The organism is Amycolatopsis umgeniensis (assembly GCF_014205155.1).
Classification (GTDB): Bacteria; Actinomycetota; Actinomycetes; order Mycobacteriales; family Pseudonocardiaceae; genus Amycolatopsis; species Amycolatopsis umgeniensis.
The window spans coordinates 5,119,107-5,138,673 of sequence record NZ_JACHMX010000001.1; the positions used below are offsets into that span (position 1 = coordinate 5,119,107).

Annotated in this window: 20 protein-coding genes and 1 tRNA gene; 19 read left to right on the forward strand and 2 right to left on the reverse strand. The window is 67.7% G+C overall.

Annotated elements, in window-relative coordinates; genetic code table 11:
- Positions 1 to 59 precede the first annotated feature (59 nt).
- From HDA45_RS24245 to HDA45_RS24270, 6 genes are all read left to right on the forward strand, one after another.
- Positions 60 to 132 (forward strand) — tRNA-Trp (locus HDA45_RS24245).
- A gap of 27 nt (positions 133 to 159) precedes the next feature.
- Positions 160 to 612 carry a preprotein translocase subunit SecE gene (secE, locus tag HDA45_RS24250; RefSeq protein ID WP_184898981.1) on the forward strand — a complete coding sequence of 151 codons (453 nt, stop codon included), beginning with the start codon at positions 160 to 162 and terminating at the stop codon, positions 610 to 612.
- 76 nt (positions 613 to 688) lie between these two features.
- A complete protein-coding gene (gene nusG, locus HDA45_RS24255; protein ID WP_184898983.1) occupies positions 689 to 1,540 on the forward strand; it encodes a transcription termination/antitermination protein NusG in 852 nt (283 codons plus the stop codon).
- A gap of 78 nt (positions 1,541 to 1,618) precedes the next feature.
- On the forward strand, positions 1,619 to 2,053 hold the full coding sequence (gene rplK / locus HDA45_RS24260) for a 50S ribosomal protein L11 (protein ID WP_076164368.1): 435 nt from the start codon (positions 1,619 to 1,621) through the stop codon (positions 2,051 to 2,053).
- Positions 2,054 to 2,138: 85 nt separating this feature from the next.
- Positions 2,139 to 2,852, forward strand: coding sequence for a 50S ribosomal protein L1 (gene rplA, locus HDA45_RS24265; protein WP_184898985.1), 714 nt, complete (start codon positions 2,139 to 2,141; stop codon positions 2,850 to 2,852).
- A 76-nt stretch (positions 2,853 to 2,928) separates the two neighbouring features.
- On the forward strand, positions 2,929 to 3,693 hold the full coding sequence (locus tag HDA45_RS24270; protein ID WP_184898987.1) for an alpha/beta fold hydrolase: 765 nt from the start codon (positions 2,929 to 2,931) through the stop codon (positions 3,691 to 3,693).
- Between the two features lie 88 nt (positions 3,694 to 3,781).
- Here the strand turns inward: HDA45_RS24270 and HDA45_RS24275 are convergent, their stop codons facing one another.
- Complete coding sequence (locus HDA45_RS24275) at positions 3,782 to 4,615, reverse strand: hypothetical protein (protein ID WP_184898989.1); 834 nt, start codon at positions 4,613 to 4,615, stop codon at positions 3,782 to 3,784.
- Between the two features lie 328 nt (positions 4,616 to 4,943).
- On the opposite strand from HDA45_RS24275, the gene rplJ reads away from it, so the two are divergent.
- From rplJ to HDA45_RS24340, 13 genes are all read left to right on the forward strand, one after another.
- Positions 4,944 to 5,495 (forward strand): 50S ribosomal protein L10, encoded by a 552-nt coding sequence (gene rplJ, locus HDA45_RS24280; RefSeq protein ID WP_184898991.1) that lies wholly within the window; start codon positions 4,944 to 4,946, stop codon positions 5,493 to 5,495.
- Between the two features lie 51 nt (positions 5,496 to 5,546).
- Entirely contained in the window at positions 5,547 to 5,933 is a 387-nt protein-coding gene (gene rplL / locus HDA45_RS24285) for a 50S ribosomal protein L7/L12 (protein ID WP_184898993.1), read from the forward strand.
- Between the two features lie 518 nt (positions 5,934 to 6,451).
- Positions 6,452 to 7,621 (forward strand): ABC transporter ATP-binding protein, encoded by a 1,170-nt coding sequence (locus HDA45_RS24290; protein WP_184899001.1) that lies wholly within the window; start codon positions 6,452 to 6,454, stop codon positions 7,619 to 7,621.
- A gap of 38 nt (positions 7,622 to 7,659) precedes the next feature.
- Positions 7,660 to 8,412 carry an MlaE family ABC transporter permease gene (locus HDA45_RS24295; protein WP_020633292.1) on the forward strand — a complete coding sequence of 251 codons (753 nt, stop codon included), beginning with the start codon at positions 7,660 to 7,662 and terminating at the stop codon, positions 8,410 to 8,412.
- A 3-nt stretch (positions 8,413 to 8,415) separates the two neighbouring features.
- Positions 8,416 to 9,252, forward strand: coding sequence for an MlaE family ABC transporter permease (locus HDA45_RS24300; RefSeq protein WP_184899002.1), 837 nt, complete (start codon positions 8,416 to 8,418; stop codon positions 9,250 to 9,252).
- Positions 9,249 to 10,592: an MCE family protein gene (locus HDA45_RS24305; protein ID WP_184899004.1), complete on the forward strand. Its 1,344-nt coding sequence runs from the start codon at positions 9,249 to 9,251 to the stop codon at positions 10,590 to 10,592. The genes HDA45_RS24300 and HDA45_RS24305 overlap by 4 nt, the downstream gene beginning before the upstream one ends.
- Positions 10,593 to 10,692: 100 nt before the next feature.
- On the forward strand, positions 10,693 to 11,724 hold the full coding sequence (locus HDA45_RS24310; protein WP_184899006.1) for an MCE family protein: 1,032 nt from the start codon (positions 10,693 to 10,695) through the stop codon (positions 11,722 to 11,724).
- Complete coding sequence (locus HDA45_RS24315; RefSeq protein WP_184899008.1) at positions 11,721 to 12,707, forward strand: MCE family protein; 987 nt, start codon at positions 11,721 to 11,723, stop codon at positions 12,705 to 12,707. Before HDA45_RS24310 ends, HDA45_RS24315 begins: the two co-directional genes overlap by 4 nt.
- Positions 12,704 to 13,882, forward strand: a complete 1,179-nt coding sequence (locus HDA45_RS24320; RefSeq protein WP_184899010.1) for an MCE family protein — start codon at positions 12,704 to 12,706, stop codon at positions 13,880 to 13,882. Before HDA45_RS24315 ends, HDA45_RS24320 begins: the two co-directional genes overlap by 4 nt.
- The gene (locus HDA45_RS24325) at positions 13,882 to 15,081 is read left to right on the forward strand and encodes an MCE family protein (RefSeq protein WP_184899012.1); all 1,200 of its coding nucleotides are present in this window, start codon (positions 13,882 to 13,884) and stop codon (positions 15,079 to 15,081) included. Before HDA45_RS24320 ends, HDA45_RS24325 begins: the two co-directional genes overlap by 1 nt.
- On the forward strand, positions 15,081 to 16,346 hold the full coding sequence (locus tag HDA45_RS24330) for an MCE family protein (RefSeq protein WP_184899014.1): 1,266 nt from the start codon (positions 15,081 to 15,083) through the stop codon (positions 16,344 to 16,346). The genes HDA45_RS24325 and HDA45_RS24330 overlap by 1 nt, the downstream gene beginning before the upstream one ends.
- A 31-nt stretch (positions 16,347 to 16,377) precedes the next feature.
- On the forward strand, positions 16,378 to 16,899 hold the full coding sequence (locus HDA45_RS24335; RefSeq protein ID WP_184899016.1) for a hypothetical protein: 522 nt from the start codon (positions 16,378 to 16,380) through the stop codon (positions 16,897 to 16,899).
- Between the two features lie 84 nt (positions 16,900 to 16,983).
- On the forward strand, positions 16,984 to 17,892 hold the full coding sequence (locus HDA45_RS24340; protein ID WP_184905972.1) for a hypothetical protein: 909 nt from the start codon (positions 16,984 to 16,986) through the stop codon (positions 17,890 to 17,892).
- A gap of 104 nt (positions 17,893 to 17,996) precedes the next feature.
- Here HDA45_RS24340 and HDA45_RS24345 read toward each other — a convergent pair whose 3' ends face one another.
- A complete protein-coding gene (locus tag HDA45_RS24345) occupies positions 17,997 to 19,229 on the reverse strand; it encodes a hypothetical protein (protein ID WP_184899018.1) in 1,233 nt (410 codons plus the stop codon).
- Positions 19,230 to 19,567 lie beyond the last annotated feature (338 nt).

Here is a 19,567-nt window from a genome sequence, read left to right on the forward strand (position 1 = left end):
CCACGGCGGTGGGGACGATGGAATGCGTCCTCGGGAGCTCCAGAGCATCGGGGCTCCAAAGGGGTGTAGCTCAATTGGCAGAGCAGCGGTCTCCAAAACCGCAGGTTGCAGGTTCAAGTCCTGTCACCCCTGCGTAAGCGAACTGGTGAAGGCGGAGGAGTGGTCGTGAGCGACAGCGACGCCAGCGGTGAGAAGGCGCAGGACGGCGCCGGGCAGAAGCCCGACGAAGAGTCCCGCCCGGTGACCGCCGCTGCCCGGCGTGAGCGCCGTGCGTCCGCGCGCCCGTCCGGGAAGGCCGACGCCAAGTCGGACGACAAGACCCGTCCCGCCGGCAAGGCGAAGGCCGGGGACAAGACCGAGAAGTCCAAGGACGCCAAGGGCACGGCGACTCCGAAGCGCGACCGCAAGCCGAAGCAGGCGTCGATCTTCGCCCGGCTGATGCGCTTCATCCGCGAAGTCTGGGCCGAGCTGCGCAAGGTCATCTGGCCGAACCGCAAGCAGATGGTCACCTACACCGCGGTGGTGCTGGTCTTCGTGGTGTTCATGGTGGCGCTGGTGAGCGGCCTCGACCTGGCCTTCAAAGAGGTCGTCGGTGCCGTCTTCGGCAGCTGAGGCAGCCGGTAGCGGTGCTTGAGCGCACCGCACGGTGGCCTGCGCCACGGCAACCGATCAACTGAGAGGACGGAACGTGACCTCCGACAACGGCACAGCAGCCGGTCATGAGCTGACCGAGCTTTCCGACGAGCAGGTGCACGCGGCACTCGGCGACGAGCAGTCCGAGCACCTGGACTCCGTCGAGGTGCCCGCCGCAGGCGACGAGGTCGACGAAGCCGGAGATGTCGTGGAGGCCGAAGAGGCGTCCGACGACAACGCAGACGACGACAACGCCGCCACGGCCGAGCCTGAGGTCGACGAGAACGTCGATCCGGTCGAGAAGCTGCGCGCGGAACTCAACGCCGCTCCCGGTGAGTGGTACGTCGTGCACTCGTACGCGGGTTATGAGAACAAGGTGAAGACCAACCTCGAGACCCGCACCCAGACGCTGGACGTCGAGGACTACATCTTCCAGATCGAGGTCCCGACCGAAGAGGTCACCGAGATCAAGAACGGCCAGCGCAAGCAGGTGCAGCGCAAGGTGCTGCCCGGCTACATCCTGGTCCGGATGGACCTGAACGACGCTTCGTGGAGCGCGGTGCGCAACACGCCGGGCGTCACCGGGTTCGTCGGTGCCACGTCGCGTCCGTCGCCGCTGACCGTGGAAGAAGTGCTCAAGTTCCTCGCGCCCAAGGTCGAGACGGCGGCACCCGCCAAGTCCGGCAAGGGCGACTCCTCTTCCAGCGAGTCGCAGCTGGGCGGCCCCGCGGTCGAGGTCGACTTCGAGATCGGCGAGTCGGTCACCGTCATGGACGGCCCGTTCGCGACGCTCCCCGCGACGATCTCCGAGGTCAACGTGGACGGGCAGAAGCTGAAGGTCCTGGTGTCGATCTTCGGCCGGGAGACCCCGGTCGAACTGTCGTTCAACCAGGTCTCCAAGATCTGACGGCCGCCAGACGGCCGGCAGTCCCCGCGTACTGGCAGGTGTGCGGGGGACTCAAGTCAGTAAGAAGGAACAAACGAAATGCCACCCAAGAAGAAGAAGCTTGCGGCGATCATCAAGCTGCAGATCAAGGCGGGTGCGGCCAACCCCGCGCCGCCGGTCGGCCCCGCGCTGGGTCAGCACGGCGTCAACATCATGGAGTTCTGCAAGGCCTACAACGCCGCGACCGAGTCGCAGCGCGGGGACGTCGTCCCGGTCGAGATCTCCGTGTACGAAGACCGTTCGTTCGACTTCAAGCTCAAGACGCCGCCGGCCGCGAAGCTGCTGCTGAAGGCCGCGGGCGTGGAGAAGGGCTCCGGCGAGCCGCACAAGACCAAGGTCGCCAAGGTCACTTGGGACCAGGTCCGCGACATCGCGAAGACCAAGGAATCCGACCTGAACGCGCACGACGTCGACCAGGCCGCGAAGATCATCGCCGGCACCGCCCGCTCGATGGGCATCACGGTCGTCGACTGACGCTGTTCTTTCCAGCACCACGTGGGAGAGCCAGTGCTGGCTCCAACACCACACTGATCCGTTTTGAAGAGTTGAGGACAGAAGCATGACCAAGCACAGCAAGGCCTACCGTCAGGCCCTCGAGCTGGTGGACCGCGAGCGGCTGTACGCCCCGCTCGAGGCCGCGAAGCTGGCCAAGGAGACCTCCAAGTCGAAGATGGACGCCACCGTCGAGGTCGCCATGCGCCTCGGTGTCGACCCTCGTAAGGCCGACCAGATGGTCCGCGGCACCGTGAACCTGCCGCACGGCACCGGTAAGACCGCTCGCGTCATCGTTTTCGCCGTCGGTGACAAGGCCGCCGAGGCCGAGGCCGCCGGCGCGGACGTGGTCGGCACGGACGAACTGATCGAGCGCATCCAGGGTGGCTGGCTCGACTTCGACGCCGCGATCGCGACGCCGGACCAGATGGCCAAGGTCGGCCGCATCGCCCGCATCCTCGGCCCGCGTGGCCTGATGCCGAACCCGAAGACCGGCACCGTGACCCCCGCGGTCGCGAAGGCCGTGACGGACATCAAGGGCGGTAAGATCAACTTCCGCGTCGACAAGCAGGCCAACCTGCACTTCGTGATCGGCAAGGCCTCGTTCGACACCGAGAAGCTGGTGGAGAACTACGCGGCCGCGCTGGACGAGATCCTGCGCGCCAAGCCGTCGTCGGCGAAGGGTCGCTACCTGAAGAAGGTCACGATCTCCACGACGATGGGCCCGGGTGTCCCGGTCGACCCGGCCCGGACCCGCAACCTCCTCTCCGAGGAAGCGTGAGTCTGAGTTAGACATCACTGAGAAAGGGGCGGTCCCGCTACGGCGGGGTCGCCCCTTTTTCGTGTTTGCTGGAGGGATGCCTACCTTCGCGTCGTTCGACGGGCTCCAGCTGAGCTACACCGTTTGGGAAGGTGAAGGACGTCCCGTGCTGTTGCAGCACGGCTTCGCGGCGGATACGAACGCCAACTGGATCGCTCCCGGCGTCGTCGACACCCTCCAGGACGCCGGACTACCGGTGATCAGCCTCGACGCGCGCGGGCACGGGCGGTCGGCGAAGCCGCACGACGAGGCGAGCTACGGCGATGACGCGATGGTCCGCGACGTGTCGGCGCTGCTGGACGAGCTGGGCCTCGACGAGGTGTCGATGGTCGGCTACTCGATGGGCGCGATGATCGCGCTCGGCGCGGTGGCCGCCGATCCGCGGATCCGGTGCCTCGCGATCGGCGGGGTCGGCTCGGGGATCGTCGACTTCGGGGGTGTGGACACGCGAGTGGTCACCCCGGACGCGATCAGCGAGGCGCTGCTGGCGGAAGATCCTTCGGCGCTTCCGCCGTCTTCGGCGCCTTTCCGGGCGCTGGCCGACGCGCTGCGCGCCGACCGGGTCGCGCTGGCCGCCGTCGCGCGCGGGACCGCGAACCCGAAACTGGACCTGACGGCGATCGCGGTGCCGACCCTGATCCTGGCCGGGGACACCGACCCGCTGGCCGCCGAACCCGAACGCCTGGCCGCCGCCATCGCCGGCGCCCGGCTCGTGCGCGTCCCCGGCGATCACATGACCGCCGTCATGCACCCCGCCTTCGGCTCCACTCTGGCGGCCTTCCTCACCTCGCACGACCTCTGACCCACGTCGCCTTTAGCGGGCTAAACGCGATCCGGCGGGCACTCGCCTTTAGCGGGCTAAACGCGATCTGGGGGTGACGAGGCCCAGGTCAGTTGCCGGTGGGGGGAGCCGGGCAAGGCTCCGGGGAGTTCGCGTGCCCGGTGATCAGCCACTGGCCCATCTCGACTTCCTGGAGGGTGAAGCTGCCCAGCAGGGGGCCACCGCGGATGCTGTACCAGCACGAGTGGATCGTCAGGTTCTGGCGCGGGACCACGCTCGACATCGGGCGGACCGCGTAGATGTACGGCGTGATGTCGGTGACCTTGGCGTTCAAGGCCGGGACAGCGGTGGCGCAGTCCGGGTAGCCGAGATTCCGGGCGAACTCGGCCTGCGCCTGTTCGCTCATCGAGAGGCAGACCTTTTCGACCCGGGTGGCGGGCGGATAGGGCTTGCCGATCGTGTCGTAGATCGCGCGCACGGCTTCCCAGGGGTTGGTCGAAAGGACCTGGTTGGTGTGGTGCTTGCCGCCGCCACCCTGAACGAATTCCGCAGTGGTCTGCCCGGCGTCGCTGGGGAAGATCTGCCGGTACGCGATGGTGGCCCCGACGCAGATCAGCACGATCACGATCACCCAGGCCAGGAGCTTCCCGCCGAGGCGTCGCAGCCAGCGCGGCACTCGCGGCCGAGGAGCCGGGACGAGCGTGCCGGAAGGCGGCCCCGGCGGCTGGGCGTAATGCTGGGTCACGGGCTGCGTGGGCTGTGTCGGCACGAGGCCCTGCTGCTGGGCCTCGGTGAACTTCAGATAGTCCTGGAACTGCTGAAACTGCTGGAACTGGCGCAGTTGCTCCTCGTCCAGCTGAGGCGCGGGCTGACCTCCCGCCTTGGGCTCGATGTCCGTGCCGGGCTCACTGCCCGGCTTTCCGTCATCACGCTGCTCCGCCACGTCACCATGATGCCTCGCGAGAGCCCCGGCGCACTCCGCCGGTCGCGTTTAGCGGGCTAAACGCGATCTGGAGGGGGGTGCGAGCAGGGGGCGAACGGGGTCACGTACTCTTGTCAAGGTTCTACCGAAGACCGCTGGTCTTCTCCTGGTCATCTGGCCTGGAGAACGAAGGCCCCGCTAGGGCGGGCGACCCGCGCAGGAGGAACGAGGCTCGCCCGCGACGTACTTTGTCGCGTGCCCTGACGCCCCGCGCCTGTCTGCGCTGGGGCGTTTCGTCGTTTCAGGGCTCTCAAGGCCAGTGGACCACTAGCCAAGAGAGGAGGCGACCATGGCGAAGCCCGACAAGGAGGCGGCCGTCGCCGAGATCGCGGAGAGCTTCCGCAGCAGCTCGGCCACAGTCGTTACCCAGTACACCGGCCTCTCCGTGTCCCAGCTTTCGCAGCTGCGCCGCGCTCTCGGCACCAGTGCCAAGTACCGGGTCGCGAAGAACACCCTCGTCAAGCGTGCCGCCACGGACGCCGGTATCGAGGGCCTTGAAGACCTGTTCGTCGGCCCGACCGCCATCGCCTTCGTCGAAGGTGAAGCTGTTGACGCCGCGAAGGCGCTTCGCGACTTCGCGAAGGACAACAACGCGCTTGTGATCAAGGGCGGCTTCATGGACGGCAAGACGCTGTCCGTGGACGAGATCAACACGATCGCCGATCTCGACAGCCGTGAGGTCCTGCTCGCCAAGGCGGCGGGCGCGTTCAAGGCGAAGCTGTCCCAGGCCGCCGCGCTGTTCCAGGCGCCGGCGTCCCAGGTCGCTCGCCTGGCTGCCGCGCTGGAGGACAAGCAGCGCAACGCCGGTACCGAAGCAGCCGAAGCACCCGCCGAGAGCTGAACAACCCCCACCCCGAACGTTTTTTAGTTCGTTTCAGAGAGGAAAGCCACCATGGCGAAGCTGAGCACCGCGGACCTGATCGACGCCTTCAAGGAGCTCACCCTTCTTGAGCTGTCCGAGTTCGTCAAGGAATTCGAGACCACCTTCGACGTGACCGCGGCCGCCCCGGCTGCCGTCGTCGCCGCCGGCCCGGCCGGTGCCGCCCCGGCCGCCGCCGAGGAGCAGGACGAGTTCGACGTCGTCCTCGAGTCGGCCGGCGAGAAGAAGATCCAGGTCATCAAGGTCGTCCGTGAGGTCGTCTCGGGCCTGGGCCTGAAGGAGGCCAAGGAGCTGGTCGAGGCCGCTCCCAAGGCCCTCCTGGAGAAGGTCGACAAGGAGGCCGCCGAGGCCGCCAAGGAGAAGCTCGAGGCCGCGGGCGCCAAGATCACCATCAAGTGATCTCGGGCGCGTCAGCGCCTACCGCAGCACCGTCGAAGGGGCGGGCATCCACTCGGATGCCCGCCCCTTCGCTGTCTCCGGCCCCCGCGCGCGTCGACTTTAGCCCCCTAATCGCGACGCGTAGCCACGCTAAGCATCCGAGCGAGCCGAGGGCGCCGGATCGCGTTTAGCCCGCTAAAGGCGCTCCAGGGGGCGGCCCGGCGCGACCCCCGCTGACCTGCGTTTAGCGGGCTAAACGCGACGCGGCACCGCGCCGACCTGGGGTAAGGGGCGGGTTGTGGATCTGCGCCGAGGGGTGACGTGCACTACGGTGCCGCTAGCGGTGCACGGGCCGGAGCGGGCTGCGCGAAAAGTTACCCGCGGGTCTGGCCAGAAAAGAAAACTGGTGAGTAACCTGTTCGCACTCAGCTCGTTGCACCTGGTTGACGCGGGTATCGCTGCGCGGACGCATGCGCCCTCCCGAGCCAGTGGGACGGGAAGGCAGTGCGCGACGACGCGGAACAGCTCCTGGAGGTGCGATGGGTGCCGAGGTGGTCATCGAAGGTCTGAGCAAGTCCTTCGGTAAGCAGGCCATCTGGCGGGACGTCACGCTGACCCTGCCTCCGGGCGAGGTTTCGGCGATGCTCGGTCCGTCCGGAACCGGTAAGTCCGTCTTCTTGAAGTCGATGATCGGTCTGCTCAAGCCCGACAAGGGCCGTTGCATGATCAACGGCGTCGACATCGTGACGTGCTCCGAACACCAGCTCTACGAGGTGCGCAAGCTCTTCGGCGTCCTCTTCCAGGACGGCGCCCTCTTCGGCTCGATGAACCTCTACGACAACGTCGCGTTCCCCCTGCGGGAGCACACGAAGAAGTCGGAGACCGAGGTCCGCCGGATCGTGCTCGAGAAGCTCGAGATGACCGGTCTCAACGGCGCCGACAAGAAGCTGCCCGGCGAGATCTCCGGCGGTATGCGCAAGCGCGCCGGCCTCGCCCGCGCCCTGGTGCTCGACCCGCAGATCATCCTGGTCGACGAGCCGGACTCCGGCCTCGACCCGGTCCGCACCACCTACATCTCCCAGCTCTTCCTGGACGTCAACGCGCAGATCGACGCGACGTTCCTGATCGTCACGCACAACATCAACCTCGCCCGCACCGTCCCGGACAACCTGGGCATGCTGTTCCGCAAGGAACTGGTCATGTTCGGCCCGCGCGAGGTGCTGCTGACCAGCGAGGAGCCGGTCGTCAAGCAGTTCCTCAACGGCAAGATGGACGGCCCCATCGGCATGAGCGAGGAGAAGGACTCGGCCCAGCTCGCCGCCGAGCGCGCCATGTTCGAGGCCGGTCACCACTCGGGCGGTGTCGAAGACGTCAGCGGGGTGCCGCCGCAGATGCAGCCCACCCCCGGCGTGCCGACGCGGATGGGCGCTGTCCGCCGCAAGGACCGCGTCATGCAGATCCTGTCCGGTCTCCCGCACGAGGCCCAGCAGAGCATCATCGAGTCGCTCTCCCCGGAGGAGCAGCAGCACTACGGTGTCCGCCCGCAGCGCCTCGCCGCCGCGGGGCACCGTTCGCAGCCGAGCGACGGCTCGATGCCGAACCACCACCAGGGGCAGCTGCCCGACGATCAGGTCGCCTCGATCCCGCATCCGGGGAGACCGGGCAACCACCGCATGCGGCCACATGATCCGGGGTCAGGTGGCGCGTGAGCTCTCCCGCTTCATCGGCGAAGATTCCCGGAATCGGCATGTTGCGCGAGACCGGAAACCTGTTCGCCCTTGGCCTCGACATCGTTCGTGGCATTTTCCAGCGCCCGTTCCAGCTGCGGGAGTTCATCCAGCAGGCCTGGTTCATCGCGAGCGTCACGATCCTGCCGACGGCGCTCGTCGCGATCCCGTTCGGCGCGGTCATCTCGCTTCAGTTCGGTTCGCTCGCCCGCCAGCTCGGCGCCCAGTCCTACACGGGCGCCGGGTCGGTGCTCGCCACCGTGCAGCAGGCCAGTCCGCTGGTCACCGCGCTGCTGGTCGCGGGCGCCGGCGGTAGCGCCGTCTGCGCCGACATCGGAGCGCGGACCATCCGTGAAGAGATCGACGCCATGGAGGTGCTCGGCGTCTCCGCCGTGCAGCGCCTCATCGTGCCGCGTGTGCTCGCGATGATGCTGGTGGCGCTCCTGCTGAACGGCATGGTCAGCGTCATCGGCGTGCTCGGCGGCTACTTCTTCAACGTCGTCCTCCAGGGCGGGACGCCGGGCGCGTACCTGGCGAGCTTCTCCGCACTGGCCCAGCTCCCCGACCTCTGGGTCGGCGAGCTGAAGGCGCTGATCTTCGGCTTCATCGCCGCGGTCGTCGCCTCCTACCGGGGACTGAACCCGTCCGGCGGCCCGAAGGGCGTCGGCGACGCGGTGAACCAGTCGGTCGTCATCACGTTCCTCATGCTGTTCGTGGTGAACTTCGTGATCACGCTGATCTACCTGCAGATCGTGCCCGGAAAGCTGGACTGACGCATGACCTTTCTCCAGGGCGCCAAGCGGGTCGCCAACCGTCCATTGCAGACTCTGGACACCCTCGGTGACCAGATGTCGTTCTACGGCCGCGCGTTGCTGTGGACGCCGCGGACGCTGCGCCGCTACACCAAAGAGGTCCTCCGGCTCCTCGCCGAAGTGAGCTTCGGTTCCGGCTCGCTCGCGGTCATCGGCGGCACGGTCGGCGTGATGGTCGGCCTGACGCTGTTCACCGGTGTCCTCGTCGGCCTCCAGGGCTACTCGGCGCTGAACTCGATCGGCACCTCGGCCTTCACCGGCTTCCTCACAGCGTTCTTCAACACCCGCGAGATCGCGCCGCTGGTCGCGGGCCTCGCGCTGTCGGCGACCGTCGGCGCCGGGTTCACCGCCCAGCTGGGCGCGATGCGGATCTCGGAGGAGATCGACGCGCTCGAGGTGATGGGCGTGCCGAGCCTGCCGTACCTGGTGACCACGCGGATCATCGCCGGTTTCGTCGCGGTCATCCCGCTGTACGTCATCGGCCTGCTGAGTTCGTATCTCGCGTCCAGATTGGTCGTTATCTACATCTACAACCAGTCAGCGGGAACCTACGACCACTATTTCGACCTCTTCTTACCACCGCAGGATGTGCTCTATTCGTTCATCAAGGTGCTGTTGTTCAGCGTCTTGATCATCCTGTCCCATTGCTATTTCGGATACCGGGCCTCCGGTGGCCCCGCCGGCGTCGGCGTGGCGGTCGGCAAGGCGGTGCGGCTGAGCATCGTCACGGTGTCCATCATGAACTTCTTCATCGGTTTCGCGATCTGGGGAACCGACGTCACGGTGAGGATCGCAGGATGATCGCGACAGTCCGGCGCAGGCTACTGGGCCTGATGCTCGTCGCCGTCATCGTCGGCGGTGTGGCGCTGAGCATCGCCTTGTACGAGAAGGCGTTCACCCCGGTGGTGAGCGTGAAGCTGCAATCGAGCAGCATCGGGAACCAGTTGCTCAAGCAGTCCGACGTCAAGGTCCGCGGCCTCATCGTCGGTTCGGTGAAGGAGATCGCCGCGACGCCGGATGGCGCCGAGCTCACGCTCGCGCTGAACCCGGAGTCCGCGAAACTGATCCCCCAGAACGTTTCCGCGCGATTCCTGCCGAAGACGTTGTTCGGTGAGCGCTTCGTCTCCCTCGAGATCCCGGCCGCCCCTTCGGTGAAGACGATCGCCGAGGGCGACGTGATCACCCAGGACCGCACGTCCAGCGCGGTGGAACTGGAGCAGGCCTTCGCCCATCTGATGCCGGTGCTCCAGGCCGTCCAGCCGCAGAAGCTGTCGAGCACGCTTTCGGCGATCTCGACCGCGCTCAACGGCCGCGGCGACCAGCTCGGCGACACCCTCGCGCAGCTCGGCACCTACGTCGGCGACCTGAACCCCCATGAGCCCCAGCTCCAGCGGAACCTCAAGGAACTGGCGGAGTTCTCGGACAACCTCAACGCCGTCGCCCCGGATCTGGTGCAGACCTTGGACAACCTGAGCACCACCACCCGCACCGTGGTGGACCAGAAGATGAACCTGCAGAACCTCTACGGCAGCGTCACCCAGGCCTCGGTCGATCTCCAGACCTTCCTGGGGAACAACGCGGACAACCTGATCCGCCTCGCCGACAGCGCCCGCCCGACGGCGGAGCTGCTGGCCAAGTACGCGCCGGAGTATCCCTGCGTCGTCGGGCAGATGGCCGACGTCCTGCCGAAGATCGACAAGGCGCTCGGCAAGGGCACCAACCGGCCCGGTCTGCACGCGACCATCGAGATCACCGTCAACCGCGGCCCGTACCTGCCCGGCAAGGACGAACCGAAGTTCGAGGACAAACGCGGTCCGCGCTGCTACGACCTGAAACAGTTCCCGGACCCGTTCCCGCAGGACCCGCCGGACGGCCCGATCCAGGACGGCACCACGCACAAGCCGCCCGCACGGTCGACCAACGACGGTCTCTCGCCGTCCAACAACTACGCGAACTACGGCGGCTACAACGGAAACGGCGGCAGCGCGCCCGCCGGTAACCCGACCTACAGCACGTCCGAATCGGACTTCCTCGCGCAGCTGGTCGCCCCGCAGGTCGGCATGTCCGCCTCGGACGTGCCCGGCTGGGGTTCGCTGCTCGTCGGGCCGCTCTATCGCGGAGCGGAGGTGCACGTCCGATGACTGGAATGGAAGTTGCGCCCCTTGTCGAGAAGGTGATCGACACGCGCGCGTTCCGGCCGGAGGCTACGCGATCGCGATCGCGCGCAGACGGGGGGAAGGCATGAGGGGACTTCTCGCACCGCTGATCAAGCTCTGCGCCTTCATCGTGGTCACCGTGCTGTTCACGACGATCCTCGGGATCAGCATCGCCAACATCAACACCACCAGTACCAACGCCTACAAGGCCCGCTTCAGCGACGCGACCCTGGTGCTGCCCAACGACGACGTCCGCATCGCGGGCGTCCGGGTCGGGCAGGTCAAGGAGGTCCGCATCGTCGACAGGCGCCAGGCCGAGATCGAGTTCGAAGTGGACGCCGGCCGCAAGCTGCCCGCCGGGGTCACCGCGCAGATCAAATTCCGGAACCTGGTCGGCCAGCGCTACCTCTCGCTCGGTCAGGGCACCGACTCCTCCGGCAAGAACCTGGCGCCCGGCGGCAACATCCCGCTGGAGCGGACCACGCCCGCGCTCGACCTGACGCAGTTGTTCAACGGGTTCAAACCGCTGTTCACCGCGCTCAACCCGGACGACATCAACAAGCTGTCCTACGAGGTCATCCAGGTCCTGCAGGGCGAGGGCGGCACGATCGAAAGCCTGCTGAAGCACACCGCTTCGCTCGCCACCACGATCTCCGACAAGGACCAGGTGATCGGTGAGGTCATCGACAACCTGAACTCGGTGCTCGACACGGTCAACGCGCATACGCCGCAGCTGAACGACCTGATCGTCAAGCTCCAGCAGCTGGTCTCCGGGCTGGCCGCGGACCGCGAGCCGATCGGCGACGCCATCGACTCGCTCGGCACTCTCGCGCAGACGACGTCGGGCCTGCTCGGAGAGGCTCGTGAGCCGCTCAAGCAGGACATCGCCGCGCTCGGCACGCTGACGAAGAACCTCAACGACAGCCAGCCGATCGTCGAGCACTTCATCCAGTTCCTGCCGCAGAAGGTGACGGCGCTGACCCGCACCGCCGACTACGGCTCCTGGTTCAACTTCTTCGCCTGTGAACTGACAGGAGCCGTCGCCCTGCCTCCGCTGATCAACGAGCCGATCAATCTGCCGCTGCTGCCGGTGAACCGGGCGAGGTGCACGGCATGAAGTCGTTCCAGAAACGCAATCCGATCCCGATCGCGCTGGTCGGCATCTCGGTGCTGCTGCTCGGTTTCCTCGCCGCGCTCAACTCCGAGGACCTGCCGGTGATCGGCGGCGGCACCACCTACACCGCGGACTTCAGCGAGGCTTCCGGCCTCCAGCAGGACAACGACGTCCGGGTCGCCGGGGTGAAGGTCGGCAAGATCTCCGAGATCAAGCTCGACGGCGACAAGGTCCGGATCTCCTTCAAGGTCAAGGACGCCTGGCTGGGCGACAAGACCAGCGCGGCGATCAAGATCAAGACGGTGCTCGGCCAGAAGTACCTGGCGCTCGACCCGCAGGGTCAGCGCACGCTCGACCCGAGCGCGACCATCCCGCGTGAGCGCACGATGTCGCCGTTCGACGTCCTCGACGCCTTCCGCGGGCTTTCGCAGACTGTCGACGACATCGACACGACGCAGCTGGCGAAGAGCTTCGACGTCATCACGGAGACCTTCGCCGACACCCCGGCTGACGTGAAGGGCGCGCTGAACGGCCTTTCCCGCCTCTCGGACACCATCGCCAAACGTGACTCGCAGCTGTCGAGCCTGCTCGCGAACACGCGACAGGTTTCGCAGACGCTCGTCGACCGTGACGCCGAGTTCCAGAAGCTCCTGTCCGACGGCAACAAGCTGCTCGGGGAGGTGTCCCGGCGCAAGGACGCGATCGCCGCGCTGCTGGACGGCTCGCGCAACCTCGCCACCCAGCTCAAGGGCCTCGTCGACGACAACGACGCGCAGCTCGACCCGGTGCTCACCCAGCTCGACCAGCTGACCTCGATGTTGCAGCGCAATCAGGACGCGCTCGGCCAGGGCATCGCGCGGTTCGCACCGTTCATCCGGGTGTTCACGAACACGATCGGCAACGGCCGCTGGTTCGACAACTACATCTGCGGACTGGTCCTGCCGTCGTTCGGCCCGATCAACGACAAGGGGTGCTACGAGAAATGAGTACCCGTCTCGGAGCCGGCCTCGCACGCGGCTTCACCATCGCGATCGTGCTCGCGCTGGTCGTCGCCGGCGCGCTGTGGTGGACGCTCAAGGACGCCGGCCGCAACCACCTGACCGCCTACTTCGCCGGTGCCGTCGGCCTCTACGAGGGCAACAGCGTCCGCATGCTCGGCGTCGACATGGGCACGATCACCAAGATCCAGCCCCTGGGCAACCAGGTCCGCGTCGATCTCGAATACGACCGTTCGGTGGCGGTGCCCGCCGACGCGAAGGCGATCATCGTGTCGCCGTCGCTGGTCAGCGACCGCTACGTGCAGCTGGCCCCGGCCTACAAGGGCGGCGCGCGGATCGCCGACGGTGCGGTCATCGGCCTCGACCGCACCGAAGTCCCCCTGGAAGTCGACGAGCTCGCCGCGAGTCTTTCGCGGGTCAGCAAGTCGCTCGGCCCCAACGGCGCCAACAAGAACGGTTCGCTGTCGAACCTGCTCGACACCGCCGCGAAGAACTTCGACGGCAACGGGCAGGCGCTGCACGACACGATCACGAAACTCGGCCAGGCCGCGGGCACGTTGTCCGGCAACAAGGACGACCTGTTCAAGACCGTCGAGAACCTCGGCTCCTTCTCGCAGACGCTGGTGAACAGCGACTCGCAGGTCCGCGACTTCGAGCGGCAGCTCGCCGACGTCAGCGGTTTCCTCGCGGGGGAGCGGGAGAACCTCGCGGCCACGGTGAAGCAGCTGTCCGACACACTCACCGCGGTGCAGGGCTTCATCGAGAAGAACCGCGACCGGCTCAAGTCCAATGTGGACAAGCTGGCCAGCGTGACCAAGGTGCTCGTGGACCAGCGCGGCGCGCTCGCCGAGATCCTCGACGTCGCCCCGGTCGGCCTCGGGAACCTGGTCAACACCTACAACGCCTCGTCGGGAACGCTCGACGCGCGGGCGAACCTCAATGAGCTCACCCAGCCGCCGCTGGTGATGGTGTGCAACCTGCTCAAGCAGACCCCGGACGCGCTCGACGCGCTGGGCGACGCGTGCAAGGGGATCGCCGGACTGGTCGACGGGCTGGTGCCGCTGCCGTCGATCGCGCAGGTGATCCAGTCCTCGCAGGCGGGCCAGCTGCCGCCGCTTCCGCTGCCCATCGCGGGCCAGCTCTACGGATCGGCGGCGAAGTGATGCGGAAACTCGCTCTGGTGGCCTGCGGAACCGTCGCCGCGCTGACGTTGAGCGGCTGCGGGTTCAGCGGGATCTACGACATCCCGCTGCCCGGCGGCGCCGAACTCGGCGACCACCCGTACACGGTCAAGGTGCAGTTCCGGGACGTGCTGGACCTGACCCCGCAGGCCGGGGTGAAGGTCAACGAGGTCTCCATCGGCCGCGTCGAAGCGATCGGGCTGACCCAGGACGGCTGGAACGCCGAGGTCACCCTCCGGGTCAACGGTGACGTGAAACTGCCGGCGAACGCGCTGGCCAACGTCAAGCAGTCGAGCCTCCTCGGTGAGAAGTACGTCGAGCTGGCCGCGCCCGCCGACGGGCAGGGCAAGCTCGCCGACAACGCGGTGATCCCGCTGGCCCGCACGAACCGCAGCGTCGAGGTCGAGGAACTGCTCGGCGCGCTTTCGCTGCTGCTCAACGGCGGTGGGGTCGAGCAGCTCAACACGATCACCAAGGAACTCAACAACGCCACCAGCGGCCGTTCGCCGGAGCTCAAGGCGCTGCTGAACAACACCAACCAGCTGGTCACGAACCTGGACAGGCAGTCCGCGAACATCACGCGGGCGCTCGACGGGCTGAACCGGCTCTCGCTCACGCTGAACGGCCAGAAGGACAAGCTGGTCGGCGCGGTCGACAACCTCGGACCCGGCCTCGGTGTGCTGGAGCAGCAGCGCGGCCAGCTGGTGACGATGCTGAACGCGCTCAACAACCTTTCCGGCGTCGCCATCGACACGGTGAACAAGAGCAAGGAAGACCTCGTCGCCGACCTCAAGGCGCTGCAGCCGACGCTGCAGAAGCTCGGCGAGGCGGGCTCGGATCTGCCCAAGGCGCTGGAGATCCTGTTGACCTTCCCGTTCAGCGACGCCGCCTACGACGGCGTCAAGGGTGACTACTTCAACCTGTTCGCGAAGGTCGATCTGAACCTGAACGAGATCCTGAAGAACCTCGGCCGAAGCCGGCAGAACCCGCTCCAGGACGTCATCCCGGTGCCGGGACTGACCGGCGGGACCGAGGGGCCGGGCGTGAACCCGCCGCTGCCGATCCCCGACAGCGTCGGCGGTGTTTCCGGTAGCCAGGCCGGTGCGCCGCAGGGCGGCGGGCAGCCGCAACAGACCGGGCCCGCCGGGATCTTCGGCCTGCTGTCGGGAGGTGCGGGCTGATGCTGGTCAAAAGGACGAAGCTCCAGTTGGTCGCCTTCGCGATCATCTCCGTCGTCGCCATCGTGTACGCCCTGATCCGGTTCGCCGGACTCGGCCAGGTCTTCGGCGACGAGGGCTACACGGTGAAACTCGAGCTCAAGGAGTCGGGCGGCATCTTCCAGAACGCCGAGGTCACCTACCGCGGCTTCAACATCGGCCGGGTCGGCGAGCTGCGCCTGACCAAGACCGGGCTGGAAGCCGACCTCAACATCGCGCCGGACGCCCCCGCCGTGCCCAGCGACCTCGACGCGGTGGTCGCGAACCGGTCGGCGGTCGGCGAGCAGTTCGTCGACCTGCGGCCCAAGAGCGAGAAGGGGCCGTTCCTGAAGCCGGGATCGGTCATCCCCGCCGACAAGGTCAAGACGCCGGTGCCCACCGAACAGCTCATCGGCGACCTCGACAGCCTCGCGGCGTCGGTGCCGACGGATTCGCTGCGCAAGGTCGTCGACGAGTCGTACAACGCCTTCAACGGCACCGGCCCGGATCTGCAGCGGCTGCTCGACACCGCGCGCAGTTTCACCACCACCGCGCAGGAGTACCTGCCGCAGACCATCCAGCTGCTGGAAAAGGGCGGGCAGGTCCTAGACACGCAGAACGACATGGCGAGCTCGATGAAGTCGTTCAGCGCGGACTTGAACAAACTGTCCGGCACGCTGAAGAACTCCGACGCCGACATCCGGAAGCTGATCGGGATCACCCCGCAGGTGGCGACCCAGATCAGCGAGGTGCTGGCGGAATCGGGGCCGGGGCTGGGCGCGCTGACCGCGAACCTGCTCACGACGTCGAACCTGCTGGTGACCCGGCTCGACGGGCTGGAGCAGGGCCTGGTGACCTACCCGGTGCTGGCCGCGGGCGCGAACAGCGTCGCCAACGACGGCACCGCGCACCTGGGCCTCGCGCTCAACCTGTTCAACCCGCCTTCGTGCACCAAGGGCTACATCGGCCTCGACAAGTACCGCGAAGGCACCGACACCACGAACCGGCCGCCGAAGGACGACGCGTACTGCGCCGAGCCGAAGGGCAGCCCGATCAACGTGCGCGGTTCGCAGAACGTGCCGTACAACGGTGTCCCGCAGATCCCGTCGCAGGGCGAGGTCGCCGCGAACGCGGGCCGGTCGGCCGAGGAACTGGCCGCGCTGCGGGCGGCGCAGGGCATGCCGAGCGTCCTGCAGAGCCCGGGCGTCAGCCTGGCCAGCCTCGGGTCGCTGCTGGGCCTGCCCGGCTGAGCCCGAGACCGTATACCTACCCTGGAGTGTCATGAGTTCTTCTCGATCGCGGACCCTGGTCCTGGGCGCGGCGGCGTTCGCGCTCGCCGCCTTCGTCGCAGCGGCGATCTTCGGGGTCCAGTGGGCCGTGGCCGCTTCGGACGACAACGCCGACCTCGCGCGCTCGCGGGACGACGTGGTCAAGGCGGGCGGCACCGCGATCAAGGCGTACACCGAGGTCGACTTCGAGAACCTCGACGAGTTCTTCAACCGGCAGAAGGCCGTCTCCGACGACAAGATGAGCCAGCAGCTGGCCCAGTTGGAGCCGACCTACCGCAAGGCGCTCGGCGACGCGAAGACCAAGGTCGCGACCACGATCCAGGACATCGCCGTCGAGGAACTCGACGACCACGAGGGCAAGGCGAGTTTCCTCGCCGCCATCACCACCCAGGTCACCCAGGGCGACAAGGCGAGTTCGAAGGCGCTGCGCCTGGAGGTCTCGATGACCAGGGTCGGCGATGAGTGGAAGCTGTCCGGGATCGACAACGTGCCCCTCGTCGCGGCCGGTCAGTAAGAGCGTCACCTAGAACGGAGCCCCGTAGTGCCCCCCTCCCGTCGCCAGCCCCCTCGCAGCACTCCGCCGGTGCGCCGCCCCCGGGTGGCCGGTCTGCGACGGCCCGGTGCGTCTCCTGTCGATGAGGCTCCCGAGGTCTCCGCTCCCGAGGTCGAGGTCGAGGTCGACGAAACGCCGGCGCCGGTTCGCCGTCCGTCGCCGCGGCCCGCTCCGCGTCCTGCGCCTGAACCCGAGCCTGAGGAAGCCGTCGTCGACGCTCCTGAAGAGGTCGAGGAGGCTCCCGAAGACGAGGTTGTCGCGAAGCCGAGCCCGCGCGCGAAGGCCCCTGCGGTCGCGGAGGAGAAGCCGGACGACCTCGAAGAGGCCGAAGCCGAGGCCGCTTCCGAAGCCTCTGAGTCAGAGTCCGAGAAGAAGCCAGGCTCTCGCCAGCTGATCCTGGCGGGCGCGCTGGTCGTCGTCGGGCTGCTGCTGGCCGCGACAGCGGTGCTCTTCCATCTCAAGGCTTCCGAGGTGTCGAGCTCGACGGACAACACGGCGCTGCTGGACGTCGCGAAGACCGCGCAGGTCAAGGACCAGGTCGCGAAGGCGACCGAGGCGCTCTTCTCGTACGACTACAAGAACATCGCGAAGACGGAGACCGCGGCGGGCGATCTGCTGGTCAACGACGAGGTGCGGGCGAAGTACAACCTGCTGATGGGCGAGGTCAAGCGACTGGCCCCGCAGCAGAAGATGGTCGTGACCTGCAAGGTCACCCGCAGCGCCGTCATCCGGCTGGAGGGCGACAGGGCCGACGTGATGGTCTTCGTCGACCAGAGTTCGACTCGGGCCGACACGAACAAGACCACCGCCGGGAGCGCGCAGCTGCATTTGAACGCGGAGCTGCAGGGCGACAAGTGGAAGATCACGGCGATGAACACCTACGCCGCTCCGCCCAACCCGGCCGCCTCCTCGGCTCCCGCCGCACCCCCCGCTTCGCCTGCGCCCTCCAAGTAGCGCCGCCGGGACCTGCGTTTAGCCCGCTAATCGCGATCCGGTGCGCTGGGTGCCCGGACCTGCGTTTAGCGGGCTAACGCGACGCGTGGGCGCGTCGACCTGGGTTACGCGCCCTGGGATCGGAGCTTGAAGCTCGCCGTCCGCGCCTTCTTGGCCGTCGCCCGGTCCGGATGCTTCTGGCCGACCACGTCCAGGAGTTCGCGCGTGGCCGGGTGGCCGGAGGACGTCAGCAGATCGACCACGTCGAAGCCGTCGTCCAAGCCGGCGAGCTGATGGACGAACGAGCCGAGCACGTGCATGGCCGCGAAGTGGTCGGTCATCCCGACGGCGACTTCCTCGCGGGTGATCGTTTCGCGCCGGACCGCTCCGCGCTCGGACAGCCACATCGCGGCGACGGCGCCGGGCACACCGCCCTCGGCGCGGACTCCGGCCGCGGCTTCGAGACCGCGCGTGCCGGTGGCCCCGAGCGCGATCAGAGCGAAGAGCCGCCCCTCAGGACGCGTCGTGGTCCGGAGGAACTCAGTCGCTTCCTCGATCGCGGCGGAGGGCGATCGGTGCCGGGCCCAGGCCTGCAGCTCGGCCTCCGAGGTCGCCGGTGCGGCGCCGACGAGGTCCGAACACAGGCTGTCGAGACTTTCGTCCGCGGACTCACCGACGACCGGCGCGTTCGCCCCGGCCGCGCGGAGTTCCCGGTTGATCGCCCACACCGCGATCGGGGTGAGCCAGATCATCGCCGGTGACGGGCTGGGGTCGCCCGTGACCTTGGCGACCGACGTGAGTTCGGCCGGATCCGCGACGCCCTGATGGAGGGCGCCGAGCCGTTCCAGGAGGTCCAGCGTGACCGCCACCGCGTGGCGCGTCGACTCGCCCGGTTCGAGGCCGAGCAGTGCCGTCAGGACCTCGGGGAGGAGGTCGACGGGAACCGGGGCCGGGCCCGATCCGTAAAGCGTGAAAGCGATCGTCGAGACCAGCCGGGGGAGCAGCAGTTCGAAACCCGGCGGCACGCCGTCGTCCTCGGCGACGAAGCCGGGCCCGGTCTCGCCGATCGTCAGGTACGCCCGCTCCCAGAGCTCGACAGGGCTGTCGAGGAGGTTCGCGTTCTCCTCGACGGCTATGTGCGCACCGTCGGAGACGCGGACCAGTCCGCAGGCTTCGGCCCAGCGAGGGATCAGCGCGCCGTCCTCCGCTTCGCCGGGACGGCCCACAGCGGCGACGTAGCGGCGGAGGTCCTTCAGAACCAGGCTCTGCTCCGCGGCGATCCGCAGTTCGGCCTCCGGCGGCAGAACGACCGCGGGCATCGTCGGCGGCGCGTCGGACTCGGGCCTCTGCTCGTTCATACCGCCAGTTTCGCAGGGGCGGCCGCCGCGACTTTAGCCCCCTAATCGCGACTTGGGGCCGTTCCTGTGCGCCGCACCAACCAGCCCACCGGCCACAGCCGCCACAGGCCTCCACCGACCTCAGAGCGCCCCGGAACACCCCGCCCCGACCCGGTGACTCTCCAGGGCGGCCCGCCGGCCGGGTCGCGTTTAGCCCGCTAAACGCAGGTCGGCGTGCCGGCGCCGTCACCTGCGGGTACCGGGCGGTAACCAGGATGATCGTCCTGTGAAGGACCCCGCGTGGAACCTCTTCCACGCTGCGCCAACCGGCGGGACCACCGCGCGGCATCTTGACTCAG